The following is a 19,163-nucleotide window of genomic DNA, read 5'->3' as shown; positions in this document are numbered from 1 at the left end:
ACTCTGTGATATAGTGATCTTGGGACAAACCACATATTTAATGTGGTTAATAATTTTATGCTCAATATAAAATGAAGGAGTGGAAGTCAGTGAATTTTCCATATTCGAAAAAGAAATGGATGTCTATCAGTTTGGCGGCATTATTAACAACAGCCCTTGGCGCAGGAACTTTGACAGCATCTGCGAATACAGGCTCCGATCAAGCAAAGGCACCTACGACTGTACAAGCGTCTACCGATAAAGTAGCAGCTGAGGCAGGCAAAACGAATACGACAACGACTGATACTGCCGCAACAGATGAGTTGACGCTGGAAAAAGCGATTGAACAAGCCTTGAAAAGCAACGTCACATTACAAAATGCTCGTTTGGATGCGAAAAATGCAGATATTAACGACTCGATCATCTATAGAAGCACGGCACAAATGACAGCAGATATGCTGGATTCCTTAGATGCTGCGCAAGCAAAGTATGTGAGAAGCGCCCAAAGTGAAATGACCAAGAAGCTGAATGCCCTCGCTGTTAAGTCTACAGAAGGAAAAACCAAGTTAGGCGCACAAGATGTCTATTACAAACTGATTTTTGCTCAGGATGACGTGAACCTAAAAAAACAAAGCTTAGACCGTGCTGAAGCACAACTGAAAGTAGCCAAGGCTGCATTTGATGTTGGGACGAACGCGAAAACAGACGTCCTTGAAGCGGAAATGGGCGTAGCTGGTGCAAAAGCTGAGTTGACGAACGCGGAAAATAACCTGGAAATTGCCGTGATGAATCTGAATGATTTCCTCGGCGTTGATCTTCAAAAAGAATGGAAAATCGTCTCTGCCAATAAAAAAATGGCTCCAATCTCGATCACCATGAAAGATGCCGAGAAGGAGGCCCTCTCTAAACGCTTGGAGATTACGAAAGCAGAAGAAGAGCTCAAGCTGGCAGAATTGAATGTGAAGCTGATCGCAGAGTATACGGCGGCTTCAACTCTTTCTGGTCAAGAAGCTCGCAACAACGTTGAGAAATCGAAGATTGCCATTGATGAGGCAAAACGTACCGTTTCGAAGGACGTTGCACAGGCATACCTCAACCTAAACGCAGCTCGCGAGGCGATTGACTTCCAAAAAGCAGCAAAAGATTCCGCAGCTGAGAGCTATCGCTTGAAAAATTTGCGTTATGAAAATGGACTTGCGACGACTTTAGAGGTTATTCAATCGGAAGAAGCATTGTCTACTCGTGAGAATGCGTACCAAAAAGCTATCCTGTCTTACAACTTGGCTGTTGTAAACTTTGAAAATGCATTAGGAAATTAACCTAATTCAAGCAAAATTATGAGGTTTTGAACCAAATTGGAAAAAGGTTCAGTCGTGACAGCTCGCCATATGTCCCCTATAATACGGATTGTGGCGGATGTCACTTCGTACATAATGGACAGGTGAATAACGAACCACGAAAAAAACTTTAAATTTTTTTCGAAGGCGCCGCAACTTTTGATTCGCTCAGGCGTTTAATAGGATGTCACACGAAAAACGGGGAATTGTGTAAAAAAGATTCACGAATTCTAGCAGTTGTGTTACACTAGTGATTGTTGCATTTTACACAATACTGAATATACTAGAGATTTTTAACACAAAAAGCGAGGCTTTCCTGCGAAAGGAGGTGACACGCGCTTGCAGGATTCGGGCTTTAAAAAGAAAGATAGATTAACAACAAATATTCCCCAAGAACAATTTGTTTATACTAGAGGAGGAGAACACAAGGTTATGAAAAAGGTCGTTAACAGTGTATTGGCTAGTGCACTCGCACTTACTGTTGCTCCAATGGCTTTCGCAGCAGAAGAAGCAGCAACTACTACAGCTCCAAAAATGGACGCTGATATGGAAAAAACCGTAAAACGTCTGGAAGCTCTTGGCCTGGTAGCAGGTTATGGCAACGGCGAATACGGTGTAGACAAAACTATCACTCGTGCAGAGTTCGCTACTCTGGTTGTTCGCGCTCGCGGACTGGAGCAAGGTGCGAAATTGGCACAATTCAGCAATACTTACACAGATGTGAAATCTACTGATTGGTTTGCTGGTTTCGTAAACGTAGCTTCCGGCGAAGAAATCGTAAAAGGTTTCCCGGACAAATCTTTCAAACCACAAAACCAAGTTACTTATGCTGAAGCTGTAACTATGATCGTTCGTGCACTGGGTTATGAGCCATCCGTTAAGGGTGTATGGCCTAACAGCATGATCTCCAAAGCTTCCGAGCTGAACATTGCTAGAAGCATCACTACTCCTAACAATGCAGCAACTCGTGGCGACATCTTCAAAATGATCGACAACGCTCTTCGCGTAGACCTGATGGAGCAAGTTGAATTCGGTACTGACATTCGTCATGAAATCACGAAAGAAACTCTCCTGACTAAATACCTGAAAGTTACTGTTCGTGACATGGAATGGGCTCAAGAAGCTGGCAACGACAGCGAAGACCTGCCATTGGTAACTAACGTACCAGCTATCGGTCTGGGCAAAATCAAAGCTAACGAAGTTACTTTGAACGGTAAAGACGCTGGTATCGGCAACACTACTTACAAAGTAGCTGACGGTATCAACGCTAACGATTTCGATGGTCAACACGTACAAGTGTGGATCAAAGACGACCGTGAAGACGTAATCGTTTGGATGGAAGGTTCCACAGACCAAGAAGTTATCATGGACCGCGTTGGCGAGTTCACTCTGAAAGGTAAAACTTTCGAAGATCCAAAAGATCTGAGCAACTCTGATCTGGCTGATCTGAAATTGGAGCTGGATGCTAGCGAAAAAAGCTACCGCTTCAACAAAAACACTAAAGTAACTTACAACTTCACTCGCTTCAACGATCCAGTTGATGGTTTGAAAGAAATCATCAAGGACAACGCTGATGGCGGATTCACTTTCGGTGCAAAAGTTGTTCTGGACAACAATAACGAGATTGCTTACATCCACGTTATTGACGACCAATCCATGAACAAAGAAGACGAAGGCGTTAAATACGGTTCCGAAGTTATCTCCAAAATCGATGCTGATAAAAAGAAAATCACGAACCGTGATAACGACAAGTTCAACGACCTGGAAGACAAAGAAGAAGGTAAAGACTTCTTGGTATTCCTCAACGGTAAACCAGCTAAATTCAGCGATCTGAAAGAAGGCATGGTTTACAGCGTATACTACGCTGATGGCGACGAAGACAAATTGCTGGTATTCGCTACTGACACAGTAGTAGAAGGTAAAGTAGACAAAGTTGTTAGCCGTAACAACAACGACTACCGCCTGACTATCGGCGACAAAACATACCGCGTTTACGAAGGTGCTACTTTCTCCGATGACGGTAACAAAGATGTTCAAGACATCGACAAAGACCACTGGGATCTGGTTGACAGCTTGGACGACGAAACAGTAAAACTGTACCTGGATGCTTCTGGTCGTGTTCGTCACATCGAAACTAAGGATGCTATCGACGATCGCAAACAAAAAGCAATCGTTACTCGTTCAGCTGTTTTCAACTCCAGCAAAGACACTTGGGATTTCCGTGTGTTGACTCAAAAAGGTAAGGAAATTACTGTTTCCCTCGAACCTAAAGATATCTATGACTTCGATGGTAAAAACTTCTCCAGAGACAACAAGAATGAAGATGATCTGGAAGACATCCTGGTACCTAGCAAAGACAAAGACACTCTGCTCTTAGAAGTAACTCTTGATGCAGATGGCAAACCAGGTAAAGTTGAATTCCTGAAACCTGTAAAAGTTGAACAAGAATCCGGTAAAGCTTGGGATGACCTCGCTGATGAAGACGACGACATGGTTGGCGACTACGAAGTTACTGACAAAACAGCTGTCTTCAACATGACTGGTAAATTGGAAGAGAGCAGCAAACGTAAAGAACTGAAAAACGCTAAAACTGCGAAGTTCAAAGACGTTGCTGACGAAAACGACCTGTCTGTAATCTACACTGTAAACGATAAAGACGAAGTAGAAGCAATCTTCGTTGTTGAAGGTGATGGTTTGACTGGTGATGCTCACTACGGTCAAGTGATCGACTTTGGTCGCAAAGGCGGTAAAGACACCATCAGAGTATGGGAAAAAGAGAAAGATAGCAACAAAATCGTTGAGAAAGAATACAAACTGGATGGCGATCAAGACGATCTGAAAGATGAGGACATCCGTCGTAACGACTTCATCGCATTCACAGTGGATTCCAACGACGAAGTTGTTGTTGACGATGTAGTTGAAGTAGTTAACAAAAATGCTAAAGACATGCTCGCAGAAGTAACTGACGAAAAAGGCATGAAAGATGCAAACATCGACAAAATGGTCGTTGGTTTGGTTTCTGATGTAAGCAAAGACACCATCACTTACAAAGATGCTGACGACAACAAGAAGAAAGCTAGCATCAAATCTGCTACAGTTTACTTCGATCTGTACGATGACTTCGGTGAAGCAGATGGCGTTAACGAAGGCGACTACGTTGTAATGATCGACAGCGGTGACATCTCCGGTACTAAATACGACTACGTTCTGATCGTTTCCGACGAGAAGACAGTTCGTAAAGACAAACTGGAAGATGATGCTGAAGCATTCTTGAAGCAAGAGCCTTCTGAGCCAACAAATCCAGATAAATGGGATGCAATTCCATCTAGCTTCACTGGTAAAGCAGTAAGCAGCGCTGGTCTGTATCAAGTAGTTGTTGAACTGAACAATGGCGTTACTCGTTCCGATGTTAAAGACTTCGCTCTCTACATCGAAGGCAAAAAAGTAGACAAATCTACTTACGACATGATCGAAGACGGTAACGGTTGGAAAGTTCAATACTACGTTCAAGACGATTCTAAAGTAACTAAAGGCGAAGTCAAAGTTACTAACGCTAAAGGTGAAACCGATACAGCTTCTGTTAAATTCGAAGAAGCTTAAGAGTAACACTTTTATCAAAGAAATATAGCAATGGGAGCATAGAGGGGGGATATCCCCTCTATGTTCTAAATGCCCTATAAAAATAGAACTTCCTATCAAACTTACGGAGGGGTAGTACGTGAATAAAAAAGTAGTCCTTTCAGTTCTCTCGACTGCAGTAGTAGCTAGCATGGCGGCTTCCGCTTTTGCAGCACCTAAAGCGGGTATTTACATGGGCGGAAACGTCAAAAAATACTATTCTACTGATGTAGTATTGAACATGACCAAAGAAGCTAGAAAATCTTACTTGGAAAATGTTCGCCTTGCTGGTCCAAACGCGGTTGTACAAGTTGACAACCAAGGCCGCGGTGCTTTCCTTCAAGAGATTCTTGATGAAGGTCGCGCAAAAGCTTATGAAGAAAAGCTGGTAAAAGAAGATTTCATTGACCTGTACGATGTAGTAACTCTCAACGGTACTACTTCCGGTACAGAAGATGCAAAATCTAAAGTTGACCCAGCTCCTACAGGTGACCTGAAAGTTGAATCTGTAAGTGCTATTAACTTGAAACAAATTGTTGTAGCTTTCGATAAAGAATTGGATCAAGATTCTGCGACAACTTTGACTAACTATACTTTCACTGGTGGAACAGGTGTACTTGGCGGTACTCCAGTATTGTCCGCAGATAAAAAATCTGTAACGTTGACACTGACAACCGCTGCTACAAACCAAGATACTGCTACTTTGGTTGTTAAAGGTGTTAAATCCGTTAGTGGGGCTACAGTAGCTGATACTTCCAAGTCTATTTCTTTCTTGGATACCACTCTTCCATCCGTAGTATCTGCAAAACTGACTGCACCAACAAAAGTTCAGATTAAGTTCTCTGAACCAGTAACTGCAACAACTCTTGCAAATGCTGCTTTCTCTATCGACAACAACACTTACTCTCTTGGTGCTGCACCAATCTTGGTACTTGGAACTCTTGATACTGTTGAGATCACTCTGGGTTCTGTATTACCAAATGGTCAACACACAATTAAAGTTAACCCGGCTGGCACAGCATCTGGTAACCAAATCAAGGACTTTGCTGGATTTGCTGTACCAACGACAGATGTCAGCTTTAATTATGTAGCTGATGCTGTAGCACCTGTTGCTACACTCAAATCTGTTACTCAAACTTCTGCAGAAATCACCTTTGACAAAGCTGTATCTTTTGCTGGCGCTGGTGTGCTGAACACAGATTTCACTGTATTCCATACCATTAATAATCAGCCTAGCTACAAAGGAAATGCCTCTATCGCTGCAGATGGTAAGACTCTTACAGTTAGCTTCACAACTCCACTTCCTGCTGGAAGCGTAAGTATTTACCTAAACAACACAACAGACGCAACGAAGCAGTTGCAAGATGCGTTTGGAAACAAAGTTGCTAATAGCACTTTGACTGCTACAATTACTAACGATACAACCCCGCCAACTGTGACTGCAGTTAAAGCAGTAGACAGCACGCATGTAGATGTAACTTTCAGTGAAGCAGTTACTAATGTTGATCCTTCTGATTTCACTTTGAAAGATTCTACTAACGCCCCTGTATCGGTAACACAAGCACTACAACAAGGTACTACTAACACTTACCGTCTGACTACTGGTACTTTGAATGGTGATACTTATACCTTGAGCATTAAAGCAGAATCTATCACTGATACTGCTCTTGTACCAAATAAAATTGCTGCATACACTACTACCTTCACTGTTGCTGATACAGCTGCTCCAACAGTAACTGGAACTGGCTCATACTCAGCTGATCTGAAGAAAGTATTTGTAAGCTTTAGCGAAAAAATGGCAACATCCGGTGCTGGTTCAGTACTTGACGTGAACAACTATCGTTTGGCTTCTAGCACAGGTACTAACCCATCTGCTCTTCCAGCTGGTACTACAATTAGCATCGGTGCTGATGCTAAGAGCGTAGTAATTAATTTCCCAGCTCCAGTAGCTAATTTGGGAACCGGCAACTTGGCAGGTGTGCTTGTAGGTCAAGTTCGTGACCTGGCTGGTAACCCAACCGCTAGCTTGTCCAACATCGTTACTATTGGTACAGCTGATCTGACTGATGCTAGTATCGTTGCTGATTCTGTAAAAGCAATTAGCAAAAATACTATTCAGTTCAAAGTGAATACAACCCTGAACGCTATTGATGTTAATAAATTTAGCATTGATGGTGTAGCAGCAACAGGTGCAACTTATGTAAATGGTGCCGGTGAATCTACAGTAACTGTAACAGCTCCTGCTAATCAATGGAAAACAGATCTGTCTGATTTGGCTGGAAGTGCAATCCAAATCGCACAAAATGGTCTTACTAATGATCAAAACGTATCTAACGGTAGCACTATCACTATTGCAAATGGAGCGGTTGCAGATTATGTTGCTCCAACCATTGCAAGCCGTGAGATTGCTGATACAGGTGCAAACGGTAAGTACGACACTGTAACAGTTACATTCTCCGAAGCTCTGCAAGCTAGTTCCGTTGCATTTGATGCATTCACAGTTGAGGGTTACACTGTACTCGACGTTAATGTAGCCGGAGATAAAGCTACAATTAAATTGAAAGAACTTACTTCTAATGATGTAGGATCTTCTGTTAAAGTACAACTTGTTAAACCCGTACGTGATGCTTCCGCACAACGTAACGAAATCGCTGCAGAAACCTCCGGAACAGTTGCGACTGACGTAACTCCAGCGCCAAACAATGCTCCAACGGTAGTAAATGCACTGAATGATACAACAGGCACAGTTGCTGGTGGTGTAGTAACAGTTGACGCTTCTAACACTTTTGCTGATGCAGATAGCGATGCTCTGACTCTGACTGCAGCATCCAGCGATAACGCAATTGCAACAGTTACTGTAAACGGAATGAACGTAGAAGTTACTCCAGTTGCTGCAGGTACTGCAACGATCACTGTAACTGCTAACGATGGTAAAGGTGGCACTGTCACTGAAACCTTCGACATCACAATCTCTTAAAAAAATCACGAAACGTTACTTCATAAACTTATTTGAGTGAAAGAAGTGGAGAACGGCCCCTAGACAACTTTCAAAGCGGTCTAGGGGCTTTCTCTAATTGTCCTGTAAAATATACTGGTGTAATCTCAATCCATGAGAATAGCCTAACCCCTCATGTACCTAATCCTCCTTCACGAAAAGCAGTCCTATACCAACTCCCCTCATGAATTCAGGTGAAGTCGTACTTGCTGAGATGCAAGGGGGCTCTTTAAAAGTTGACTATGGTCAGGGACAGAATCCATGGTGATTCAAAACTAGATAGCTGTTGTTAGGTAATTAAGCGCTAGGGGTTTAACAACAGGCGATGCACCCCAGATCGTGCAGACGAAACAGGAACAATTCAGGCTGTTAAACCTGTTTTTCTCGGATTGTATAGTGGGGACCTAAGACCAGCAAACTAGAGATAGACAAGGTGGACCGTTTGAAGTCTTATCTGAAAAAGTGGTTCACACCGGTGAGGTTGATAAGATGGCAGCGGGTTCATAGTAGTATGGATGGCATGCCATTTGTACCTGTAGTGGAAACACAGGCATGGAGAGGAAAACTGGCGGAGAGCGATCGCATCCATTGAAGATGCGCCGTGGACAAAGCCATTCCAGAACATTGTAGACCTAATATCTTTACATATAAAAAACCTCCCAAACCTGATGCAAGCCGCTGGTTCAGGAGGCGATGTTCAACCAATATGTTGATCACTTATACGAAGAGAATACTTACACTTTACCAATTAAGGTACTGATCTCTCTCTCATACCCATACCGCTTGAAAAACTCAATCAAAGCCACAGCAAAAATATCTCGCTGGCTAATGTTTTTCTCTTTGCTATATTCCCGCACTAGTTGGTCTAGTGTATTTGTCATATGGACGGACTTCGTAACGAAAACGCCAGGCACCGCATATCGCGGAACTTTACCTGATTCCGAGCCAGGCACAATGAGATCGATTAGACGGCCTCTGTTGCGCTCTAGCATCTCGAGTAGGGAAAGATACTGATCAAGCTGATTCGAAGGCGTATGACCTACTCTATTCGTTATAGAAGGCCCTTCTTGTTCTTCCAGAGAGTGCTCCATAACTTTCATTTCTGACTCGCTATATTTCCTTTCCTGTTCCTCAAGTTTCCCATATTCCTTCACATAGTTCTTCGTATCAGAACACCACTTGTATCCTTTTGCCCTCATATATGTTGCCAGCTCCCGATGATCCTGAAAGCCCATACGTTTGGCAATCGTCTTCGCATCTGCTCCTTCTTTCTGAAAGAGAGAGAGAATCGTCGACTCCATCGAAGACTTCATTAAATCCTTGCTTGGATCCCACTTCTCAGTACTTGTATGTATAGGTACATAGGCTTGTTTATAACGATCCCACATAAAGTTCTTGCGACGCATGTATATATCTAACGTCTTGTAATTCTTATGTCCCAATTCCTTCGCTAGCTCATCTCGCGTTTTTCCCTCAACCATGCCGCGCAATATCTCATTGACACGCTCATCATAGATTGGTTTTTTCTCTGTACGTATATCCACTCTCTACACTCCTATATATCTCTCTTTTAAAGTGTTTGGATATTTTATACACTCACCTACAAGTGGTTGATCGCATCTCGCAGCTGATCTAAATTGGTGTGTGTATAAACACTGGTTACGTTCAAAGATGAATGTCCTAGAAGTTTTTGTATTTGAACCAGATTAACATCCTTTTTTACTAGTTGACTTGCAAAGCTGTGGCGGAGGATATGAGCTGTCACTTTCTTGCTCCACCCTAATCGTTTGACGGCTTCCGTAATTTCTCGATTTACGTATACCGGAGAAAGTTTACCTGTTTTTTTTGTACAAAAAAAACGATTGTAATCAGAATTAGGTCGATGATGAAGTACATATTCTTTCAACACCGGTAGTAAACGAGGGGAGATGGGAATAAACCGATCCTTGTTTCCCTTACCCGCCACTACATGAATTACTTGTTGATCCCATTTCACTTCATCGACTTTCAGGTTGAGACATTCTGAAATTCGCATACCAGTCATGTATAGAACCATGACGACGAGTCTAATGAGTGGGTGATGAATTTCATTAACCAACTCGTCTACCTCTGCTTCTTCCAAATATGTTCTTTCTTTTTGCTGTACCTTTATTTTCTCAACGGACAATGCAATATTCCGGGGGACCCATTCTTTTTTCTGAGCATAAGCAAAAAATGAACGGAAAGTATGAAGGTTTCGTTGTCTACTGACAGGAGCATAGGCTCGTTCTGTTTTAAGATATAGAAGAAAATCTTCAATATCCGTTACCAATACTTCGTCGATGTATGGTTCGCAGTTGTATTTGCCTTCCAGGAAACGGGTGAAGTATGACAAATCCTTTTTATACCCCGTAATCGTTTGTTCACTCCGGCCAATTGAAGACAGGTATTGCAAGAAAATATTTATCGCTTGAGTTAAGACCATTTGTCTCAAAACACCACCATAAATGCCAGTGTACTCAAGTAAAAAGAGTACCTGTAAGGTAAGGGCAATACTTTAAGTATAACCGTTTTTTGGATATTTAAATACAATAAAACAAAGTGTTTTGTCATTGAAAATATTATAACTTTTCAGCTACATTCAATCGAAAAATGGAAGGGGCTAGTGCATGACTACGTTAGTCCCTTCCAGCATTTGCAACGGATTACAAATATTTTTATAACGGTCAAAAAAAGACCCCGTACACATTTCTGCGTATGGGGTCTTTTTCAACTTCCCTTGCTCTTTTGATAGAGCTTATGAAGTAATATTTCTTTACTGAGTAACAACAATGTTAGCTGGAACGGACAAAACGTTTCCTGCAGCATCTTTCACATCGATCGAAGTCAATGCTTTCAGAGAGATACCTTTTTTGATTTTGTCTGCATCAACTTCTGCAATTGTTACTTTAGCAGTATTTGTTGCAGTTGCATCAACAGCAGCATCTACATTCTCAGCTGTAGCTTGAGATTTACCTTCAATCAATACTTCGAAATCAACTTCTGCTCCACCCAGAACAGCTTCAGAGAATGTCAAAGTGATTTCTTTTGTTCCAGTCAACTTAGCAGAAGTTACAACTGGAGCAACGTTCTCTTTCAGTTCGACTGTGTTAATGTGGAATGGCTCCATCACTTTAGTAGAACCAAGAGCTTTCACATCAGAGATGTTGATGTTGCGAGTACCAGTGAATTCGTTAGAACCAGCTTTCAGGTTCAGAACAGCAACTTGAGTAGTTGCTCCATTTGCAGTTACTGCTGGCAGCAATGTTACAGATTCAACAACAGCGCCGTCAATTTTGTAGTTAGCTGCATTCGTAGCAGATGCTCCGTCTACTGCTTGGTCAAAAGTAACTTTTACTTTGTTGTTATCAGTACCTTGCTCAACAGCAGTTACTTTCACAACTGCATCACTAGCTGGCACACCATCTTTACCGCGGGTAAATGTCGCTTTAGCATCTTCTACAGCTACATCTGCAGCGCTAGTTACACCAGTGAACTTCAGGTCGAGGTTGTATGTAGCACCCTCAACATCAGTAGCTACGTCACCCAAGAGAGCATCGAGGTTTACGCGAACTACTTTCTTGTTAGTTGCATCTTGTTTAACATCTGTTTCAGTTGCAGTGATTGTGTTCGTGATATGGTCTTTTACGAAAGTACCAGTACCATTTACTTTACCAGTAGCAACTTTAACATCTTTATCAAATGTCAGTTCAAGATATTGCTTGCTATCAGTAGCGTCAACCACTACATTAGAAGAAGCAACTTTCGGAGCTGTTGCATCTTTTGTGAACACTACAACTTTGCTAGTGTCTGCACCAACTTCACCGCTGAGGTCATTGAATTTTTTTACAGTGACTGTTTTAGCACCATCAAGTACAGCTGGAGCAGTTACAGTGTAGAGAGTAGCATCTGTTGCGTCTTTAACCACGTTAGCTGCATCAACGTCTGTTCCCTCGATGGAGATTGTTGGGTTTGCAGCAAGTTGCTCGGAGAACTTAACAGTGAAAGTAGTTGCTCCTGTTTGCGTGATTGCAGAAACTGTTGGAGCTACTCCGTCCAAAGCACCTTTAACCATAGTTACAGTTGCAGGGTTTGGAGTGAGCAGGTTGCCCGCAGTGTCTTGCGCACCAATGATTGTCGCAACTACTGTTTTGCCAGCTGCGATATCAGAAGTCATAGTGAAAGTCACTTTATCAGCACCAGCGACATGATTGTTGGAAACACCAGCTGCAACTGGAGTACCGTCAGCATATTTGTATGTTACAGTACCGATTTGTTTAAGTGGCTCAGAGAATGTAACAGTGAAAGTGCTAGCAGAATCTTTTACAGTGGAAACGATAGCTGGAGCAGTAGTGTCAGCAGCGAATGTTACAACTTCATCGTATTTAGCGAAAGCAGAGCCATCTTTAGCTTTGATGCCATCGATAACTACGTTGTAACGCTTAGAAACTGCATTTGCTGTAGTTACAGTCAAAGTTTTGCCGTCTTCGCTCAGTTTACCGGACAGAGCACCAGCGTCAACGCTATCAATTGTTTTCATTGCTACAACATTAGCGAGCAAAGCACCGTTTGCATCAAACAAAGATGTTCCATCAACTTCTTTGTTGAATTTAACTTCAACAGTTGTACCGTTAATAGCACTAACCCTTACTATATTTTATAATTGTTCACCAATTCCAGCAAATCACGTCCTACCAATATTTTCATAGTATCCATGTTACCCATCATTTGTAGAAAAAAGGAATATGGAAGTAGATAATTGCTAAGTAATGGAAATCCCCACAATATGGAAGTGTATTTTTGCCTTTGAAAGTTGATGTTTTGAAAAAATAGCAAAATAAAACTGGTAAAAATAAAAAGGGCCATTCTATTAACGAATAGTTCTCTAAACTAGTAGTAAAAGCTTATCCTTGGGTAGGATAAGCTTTTTGTTTTTGTTGGTACGAAAAATACATATACAAAAAGGTATGGGTGGGGGCAATAAACCATCCAAGAATTTGCAGGCGGAAGAGTCAGGAAGAATAGATCTCGGAAATTAGCTTACTTATAAGAAAGAGCCTGTCTCGTTCGGGATAGGTGTATTTGGCAAGTAAAAAGTGCAGAGTTCGGCAGCCATTTTGTGCATAGCCTTGCCAGGCTAAATTTTTATTATTAACGGTGGGAAAGAGCATGCCGAAGGCGATAACTCTCTCCTGTGAAAGCTACGATGTGAGCATGATGCACAAGACGGTCAATCAAGGCAGCGGTTAAACGGTTATCTCCGAAAACCGTATTCCATTGGCTGAATTCCAAATTCGAGGTAACAATGACACTGATTCGCTCATAACATTCTGAGATTAGATGGAAAAGTAGGTCAGCACCATCCTTGTGAAACGGAACAAATCCTAACTCATCTAAGATTAGTAAATCAGCATCCATTAATTCCTTCTGAAATCTCGGTAGATTGCCAGCATGAAACTTGGTTTGCAAAATGGAAACCAACTCTGCAACCCGATAAAACCTCACATTTTTCCCCTGTTTACACGCCTCTACACCAATTGCCGTGGCCAGATGCGTCTTTCCTGTGCCTACGGCACCCAGCAAAATAACATTTTCCTTTCGTTCTACAAACGAGCCTCTCTTCAATTCCTCAATCGTTACACTCTCAGGTAGCGAAACCGACTCGAAAGAGTACCCTTCAAAAGTCTTTATTTGCGTAAATCTTGCTTTCTGTAACAATCGTCGGATTTTTCCCTGCTCACGGGAACTTCGTTCCGCTGATAGAACCGCATGAAGAAACTGAGTTGGGTGTTCAAACGGTACTTGATCATAGATATTCATGACATGTGCTAATCTCATCTGCTTGCATAGTTGACGTAATTCTTCTCTCATTTTCGTACCTCCGTCCGTTGAAGTTGATCATATCTCGAAAGATCTGGCTGATACCCAACGAAAACAGACGGTGTTCGATTGTCTTTCATAGGTGTTGGGATTATCTCTGGATGACGTAAACGGTACAGAACATGCTCCAATCGACTCACATCATCCTGCTTTTCTTGCGTAAGGCATCTTTCGATCTCCTCAATTTGGTATGTTCTTAGCATTCGAATGATCCAGCCGATTCTTGCTTTGCGACTTTTTCCTTCCACAGATTGAAGAAAAGCTTTTGTTTGGCTGGGAAGCAAAGCAAGGACAGAACTGTAATCGAGAGCCTTCGGCCTATTATAAAGTGGCTCCAACAGCGTTTGCAGATCAATTGGGATCGGCTCGTCTATATATCCCCTTGGTAGTGAAATGAGGACTTCATAGCTGTCATTTAGTACGTCTACTTTGTTCCACCAATACTTCAGCCATACTCGTTCGTGAGAACGGATAGATGGAACCTTTAACGTTTTTTGATCAACGAGAACTTCACCGTATCCATTGGCTTTTACGGATTCTAAACGGAAAGCCTCGTAAGGTACGAGAGGAAGTTCCAAAAGCTTGATTTTCTCTCGCTCCCAAAGCTCTTGCTGTAAGACTCCCTTCGCATAATGGAGTCTTTTCAAATCCTCAAAGGCTTGCTGATTGATAACATACTGTAGTTGTTCCAAATCATTGGCTACAGGTAATGGAACACACCAATTTCTTCGTGCATAACCAACTTTATTCTCAACATGTCCTTTTTCGTTTCCCTGAGCTGGATTACAAAATACAGGCTGGAAGCGATAGTGAAGAGCAAATCGTTGAAATTCGTCTGTAAGCTTTCTCTTTCCATCGGTTCCTACAGATACAACTGCCGCTGAAAGATTGTCAAACCAGATTCGATTAGGCACTCCGCCGCTCATCTCAAATAACCGCCGTAACCCTTCCAAGAAACACTCGGTGTTCTCCTTCGGAGTAACAAAAACAAATGCCGCGTTGCTGTAAGGGTAGGAGAGGATCAACATTTTCCGCTCTACCAGTTCACCGCCAATAATTGCTTGAAATGTTCCAAAGTCCGCCTGAGCTTCTCCACCTGGATGTTTTAAACGAATATAAGGTTCCGATTTTTCGATTTGCAGTTCTAACTTCCGCTTGGCAACATAGTACCGTACGGTACGATCTGATCCTGCAAAGCCAAATTCGGAAACAAGGCGATCATAGATACGTTTTGCCGTGTGCCTCTGCTTTTTGGGGCGGGTTTGATCTTCCATAAGCCAAGTATCCACTTGCTCACGATAAGCTTCCATAATAGGGAATTTTCCTCGAAGAGGACACTCTTCTTTGTTCCAGTCCGAACAATCTGCATATTTCTTTGCTGTTCTCCAGTTAACACCAGTTTGTTCTGCTATCTGGGAGATCGATTGATCTTTTACGTCCCGCAAGTATTTGATATAGTATTGTTGAGCCATTGCCAGCATTCCTTTCATCCCTCTCCTATCTGTTCCGCAAATAGAAGAGTAGGGGGTTGTTTAGTTAGCTGGCAAGGCTTTTTTCATGTTCGGAAATGGTCTGCACTTTTCGGTTGCCAAAGTGTGTACTTTTATTTTGCCAAACACAGGGATAGGCTCTTTCCTGTATTCACATAAAAAAGAACCAACTGCACAAGACAGTTGGCCAAAAAGAAATTCCCCAAGTTATTTGTTTAGACCCTTACATTTTATCAATAATAAACAACGTTGTAAACTTTAACTCATTATGGAAATGTTATACACAAAATCTCTGGCATCTCGATAGCATGAAAATTTTTTCTTCATTAGATATGCAACGAAGACAAGGTGAGCGCCCAAAGGCGTTGGCACAGTATAGACGGACTAAGAAACGCTCCTAGAGGCTGTGAGCAAACCAGGCTCTCCGTTTTTGTCCCACCGCCCATCCTTCCATTCCTTGACATCGCATGCTACGTACGGGTATCCTAACATAACTAACAGTACGAATTGCACTGTGAAAAGGTTGCAAAAACCGTTTGTTTTCAGCTTGGAATGCCAAGTTTTCTATGTTGCAAAAGGATGTCACTATGCTATAGTGGATGACGAATGTTACTATATATAGATGTAGAGAAAAGTTGGGAGCGACGATATGTTATCCTTCTTGAAGAATTTAATGGGGAATAAACCAACAACTAATGAGGTGCGGGAGCAGGTTCAGGAGGAATCGATTCTTTCCGCTGCTGATACCGAACAGTCTCATCAGGAAGCGCAACAGGTACATGAGGATTCAACTGGCGTCATCACCACACTCTCGCTGCATGAATTGTGGGAGAAGCAGTTGGGGGCGCAAGAGAAATACTCGCTCTCCTTTATGGCTCAGGAACTGGAACCGTTGCAACCAGGGAATATTTCCTTGGCAGGGACTTCACTCGTTCCGCATGACGATGGGATTGAAGTGGTAGCATTCGTCCGGAACAGCACGGACCGTCCAATCAGCCTGAATGAGATGACGCTGGTGGTACTGTTTGGGGATCAGGAGCTGTTTACCCGCCAATCTTTTGATTTGAGTGAGCTCGGAGAAATTCCGCCGCGTTCTGCAAGACCGTGGTCGTTTGTATTTGCGAGAGAGCACTTTTTACAGGTTGAAGTTCTTCTCGTGAACTGGAAGATCGCTTTTGAAATGGCGGAGAAGAAAATGGTTCTTCCACAGCAGCTGGAACTGGAGGAATCCTGGATTAAGGCGCTGACTGATGAGCAAAAAACGTCCTTAATTGAACTAGCGAAGAAACTCCCTGCTCTAAATGAGGGAGAAGTAAATATACAGAGCGTGCAGATTCGTCGAACAGAAAATGGTGCCCTGAATGCGATGCTTTTAATTCGGAATGGCTCTACTCAGTCACTGTCCATCGAAAAGTTGCCGCTGGCGCTCTATGACGCAAGTGGGGATAAAGTGGCAGAAGGTCTGTTTGAACTAGGAAGCCTGACTGTAAATGCAAATACGAGCAAGCCGTGGCTGTTTATTTTCCCACCTGAGAGCATTCAAAAGGAAGAGCTTGACTTGTCCCGTTGGAAAGTGAGCGTTCCCCAAGGAGCTTAATGCAAGAGAGCAAATTTGCATGGGCTAGTCAAAAAAGTTTATCATGATAAGAGAAGCTTCGTTCGTGTCCGGACGTTTGAGGAGGTAGCCTATGTTTTCCTTTATGAAGAATTTTTTAGGTAAGGATCAACAGGATCTGAAAAAAGATATTCAAGAAGAGTCTGCTATCGATGTCGCTGAATTGAAAAACACCGAGGTCGAAATGGAAAGCAGCGAGCAACAGGAAGAGTCTGTAGGTGGAGTTGAAAAAATTCGTACGGAATTGTCCCTGAGCCCGATTTGGGAGAGCGAGCTGGATTCCGAGAAAAAGTATACGCTTCGCTTTTTGCAAGAAGAATTGCCAGAGATGCGTAAAGGCATGATTAGCGTAACGGGTTTCAGTATGATTCCCCAGCCAAATGGCATGACTGTAGCGATGTTCTTCCGTAACTCGACAAATAAGCCAGTGCGGATCAAAAACGTTGGGTTAGCGATTTATCTTGATGATAATGCGTTTGCAAGGATCAAGGTGGATTTGTCAGATATGGGCGCAATTCCACCGCATACCAGCCGTCCATGGGAGGTATTGTTCCCGGAAGAGAGCTATCTGCATGAAAACTTCACCTTTAACCGCTGGAAAGTGGTTATGAAGGCTGGTAGAAATTCGCATGTATGGCCGCGTAATCTGGAGCTCGATCCTGAAATGGAAAGCCGCATGACCGATCGCCAAAAGGATCGTTTAGAAGCGTTGACGCAGTCTTTGCCAATGATTCCGATTAATACCGTACAGGTTACAGGCTTCGACATCGGAATGACAAAGGAAGGACATTTGGTAGCAGCGATGCTCTTCCGCAATGGGATGGCCCATGATTACCGTCCAGATGAAATAAAACTGACGATTGCTGATGCTAATGGTGATCTGGTAGCAACAGGTGTACTCGACGCAAGCAGCATTAATGTGAAGCCGGGTTACAGCCGTCCGTGGATGATTGTATTCCCGCCAAATTTAGTGAAAAAGCCTGATGCCGACCTGAAAAGATGGACGCTTGAGGTAGAATAGGGCGCAATACTTTTGAGGTTGGGAAAGAGGAGGTTGACTTATGAGTTGGTTATTGGAAAATTGGTTTGGTTCCAAGGAGAGCTTGGAGCAAGTACGCGAAGATATTCATGAGAATCTTCATAGAGAGTTTTATTTGGGTGTATCCGGATTAGAGAATCCGCAGCAATCTGCGAACCGTGTGGAATCCAAGGAATTGTTTTTGGTGCTGAACGGTCCGTGGGATGATCAATTGGACGAAGCCGAGCATGAGCTCTTGCAATACGCGCATGATGAAATGCCTCCGGTTGTTCGTAACGAAGTAGGTATCATTCCTTTCTTTACGCAGGTTACCAATGATGGTTTCTTGGTTCTTACCTACGTTCGCAATGCGACTGACCGCAGTATTTTGCTGCAAAAGCTTCCGTTGTCTTTGGTGACGGAGGATGGAGAGGAAGTCGCGAGAAAGACTTTTGATCTGATTACATCTGGTCCAGTGATGGAAATGTCCAGCCGTCCGATGGAATTCATGTTCCGCTGGGATGAGTTCGACCGTATTCCTGAACAAGAGGTTCCATTGAAGCTGGCCTTTATCAAGCCGGAAAAGCACGAAGTCGAAGAGAATCAAAACTTTAATCTGGGTCTGAGTGCAGATGAATCCAAGCAATACATGCAGCAGGCAGCAGAAAAGGCTCCGATTGTAGAGGGAGAAGTAGACTTGCAAGTCCTCGACATCAAGCCAGGTGAAGATAACGGCCTGAAAGTCATCGTTGCTTTCCGTAACGGTCTGGCAAAACGTCTGGAGTTTACTGAAGTGCCGATTATCGTTCATGATAAGGATGGCGATACCGTAGCACGTGTACACTTTACCCTGGAAAACATGAAGGTAGAAGCAAATAGCCATCGTATATGGGCATTTGATATTCCGTTCTCCTCCATTAAAAAGGAAGAGGTAAATCTGGCGGAAGTTACTGCTTTTATTCCAAAAGCTCAGCAAAGAAAAAAAGAAAAAGCTCAGGTAGCACCTGAAGTGGAAGACAATAAAGGTTTGTTACAGTAAGGAGAAAACCCTTTTTGCCCATGGTGAAAAGGGTTTTGTACTTTTCTAACGTTCCAAATATTGGCTAATCAGGGTTGCATGTCTCCCTTTTCATCCGCTATGCTAGGACGAGAAGATAAATACCTGAATTCCTTTTAGACTGCTGATTTTGCAGGGGAGAGAAGGAAGGACTGT

General features: G+C 42.8%; 11 protein-coding genes. 6 read left to right on the top strand and 5 right to left on the bottom strand.

Annotated features, from left to right (window positions below):
- The first annotated feature begins 89 nt into the window (after positions 1 to 89).
- From ACUUHJ_RS29000 to ACUUHJ_RS28990, 3 genes are all read left to right on the top strand, one after another.
- Positions 90 to 1,298 carry a TolC family protein gene (locus ACUUHJ_RS29000; RefSeq protein WP_289674907.1) on the top strand — a complete coding sequence of 403 codons (1,209 nt, stop codon included), beginning with the start codon at positions 90 to 92 and terminating at the stop codon, positions 1,296 to 1,298.
- Positions 1,299 to 1,748: 450 nt separating this feature from the next.
- A complete protein-coding gene (locus ACUUHJ_RS28995) occupies positions 1,749 to 4,916 on the top strand; it encodes an S-layer homology domain-containing protein (protein WP_472301254.1) in 3,168 nt (1,055 codons plus the stop codon).
- Between the two features lie 118 nt (positions 4,917 to 5,034).
- Positions 5,035 to 7,911, top strand: coding sequence for a beta strand repeat-containing protein (locus ACUUHJ_RS28990; RefSeq protein ID WP_472300734.1), 2,877 nt, complete (start codon positions 5,035 to 5,037; stop codon positions 7,909 to 7,911).
- Between the two features lie 752 nt (positions 7,912 to 8,663).
- On the opposite strand, the gene ACUUHJ_RS28985 is transcribed toward ACUUHJ_RS28990, so the two are convergent.
- The 5 genes from ACUUHJ_RS28985 to istA form a co-directional block, all read right to left on the bottom strand.
- The gene (locus ACUUHJ_RS28985; protein WP_472300733.1) at positions 8,664 to 9,473 is read right to left on the bottom strand and encodes a hypothetical protein; all 810 of its coding nucleotides are present in this window, start codon (positions 9,471 to 9,473) and stop codon (positions 8,664 to 8,666) included.
- A 56-nt stretch (positions 9,474 to 9,529) separates the two neighbouring features.
- Positions 9,530 to 10,393: a tyrosine-type recombinase/integrase gene (locus tag ACUUHJ_RS28980; RefSeq protein WP_472301253.1), complete on the bottom strand. Its 864-nt coding sequence runs from the start codon at positions 10,391 to 10,393 to the stop codon at positions 9,530 to 9,532.
- Between the two features lie 330 nt (positions 10,394 to 10,723).
- Positions 10,724 to 12,529: an Ig-like domain-containing domain gene (locus ACUUHJ_RS28975; protein WP_472300731.1), complete on the bottom strand. Its 1,806-nt coding sequence runs from the start codon at positions 12,527 to 12,529 to the stop codon at positions 10,724 to 10,726.
- A gap of 569 nt (positions 12,530 to 13,098) precedes the next feature.
- Positions 13,099 to 13,818: an IS21-like element helper ATPase IstB gene (gene istB / locus ACUUHJ_RS28970; protein ID WP_092272886.1), complete on the bottom strand. Its 720-nt coding sequence runs from the start codon at positions 13,816 to 13,818 to the stop codon at positions 13,099 to 13,101.
- Positions 13,815 to 15,317 (bottom strand): IS21 family transposase, encoded by a 1,503-nt coding sequence (gene istA, locus ACUUHJ_RS28965; RefSeq protein WP_472298126.1) that lies wholly within the window; start codon positions 15,315 to 15,317, stop codon positions 13,815 to 13,817. Before istA ends, istB begins: the two co-directional genes overlap by 4 nt.
- 649 nt (positions 15,318 to 15,966) lie before the next feature.
- Here istA and ACUUHJ_RS28960 point away from each other — a divergent pair.
- From ACUUHJ_RS28960 to ACUUHJ_RS28950, 3 genes are all read left to right on the top strand, one after another.
- Positions 15,967 to 16,914: an accessory Sec system S-layer assembly protein gene (locus ACUUHJ_RS28960; RefSeq protein WP_472300730.1), complete on the top strand. Its 948-nt coding sequence runs from the start codon at positions 15,967 to 15,969 to the stop codon at positions 16,912 to 16,914.
- A gap of 91 nt (positions 16,915 to 17,005) precedes the next feature.
- Positions 17,006 to 17,953, top strand: a complete 948-nt coding sequence (locus ACUUHJ_RS28955; RefSeq protein WP_472300728.1) for an SLAP domain-containing protein — start codon at positions 17,006 to 17,008, stop codon at positions 17,951 to 17,953.
- A gap of 40 nt (positions 17,954 to 17,993) precedes the next feature.
- On the top strand, positions 17,994 to 18,989 hold the full coding sequence (locus tag ACUUHJ_RS28950) for an SLAP domain-containing protein (protein WP_289674896.1): 996 nt from the start codon (positions 17,994 to 17,996) through the stop codon (positions 18,987 to 18,989).
- The last annotated feature ends 174 nt before the right edge of the window (positions 18,990 to 19,163 follow it).

This window comes from Brevibacillus schisleri, assembly GCF_055685845.1.
Note: the sequence above shows the minus strand (reverse complement) of the source record. Positions and strands in the feature narration are given on the sequence as shown.

Coding starts and splice junctions, on each gene's coding strand:
- ACUUHJ_RS28995 (WP_472301254.1), top strand. CDS start 1,749: ATGAAAAAGGTCGTTAACAGTGTATTGGCTAGTGCACTCGCACTTACT.
- ACUUHJ_RS28980 (WP_472301253.1), bottom strand. CDS start 10,393: ATGGTCTTAACTCAAGCGATAAATATTTTCTTGCAATACCTGTCTTCA.
- istB (WP_092272886.1), bottom strand. CDS start 13,818: ATGAGAGAAGAATTACGTCAACTATGCAAGCAGATGAGATTAGCACAT.
- istA (WP_472298126.1), bottom strand. CDS start 15,317: ATGAAAGGAATGCTGGCAATGGCTCAACAATACTATATCAAATACTTG.
- ACUUHJ_RS28960 (WP_472300730.1), top strand. CDS start 15,967: ATGTTATCCTTCTTGAAGAATTTAATGGGGAATAAACCAACAACTAAT.
- ACUUHJ_RS28955 (WP_472300728.1), top strand. CDS start 17,006: ATGTTTTCCTTTATGAAGAATTTTTTAGGTAAGGATCAACAGGATCTG.
- ACUUHJ_RS28950 (WP_289674896.1), top strand. CDS start 17,994: ATGAGTTGGTTATTGGAAAATTGGTTTGGTTCCAAGGAGAGCTTGGAG.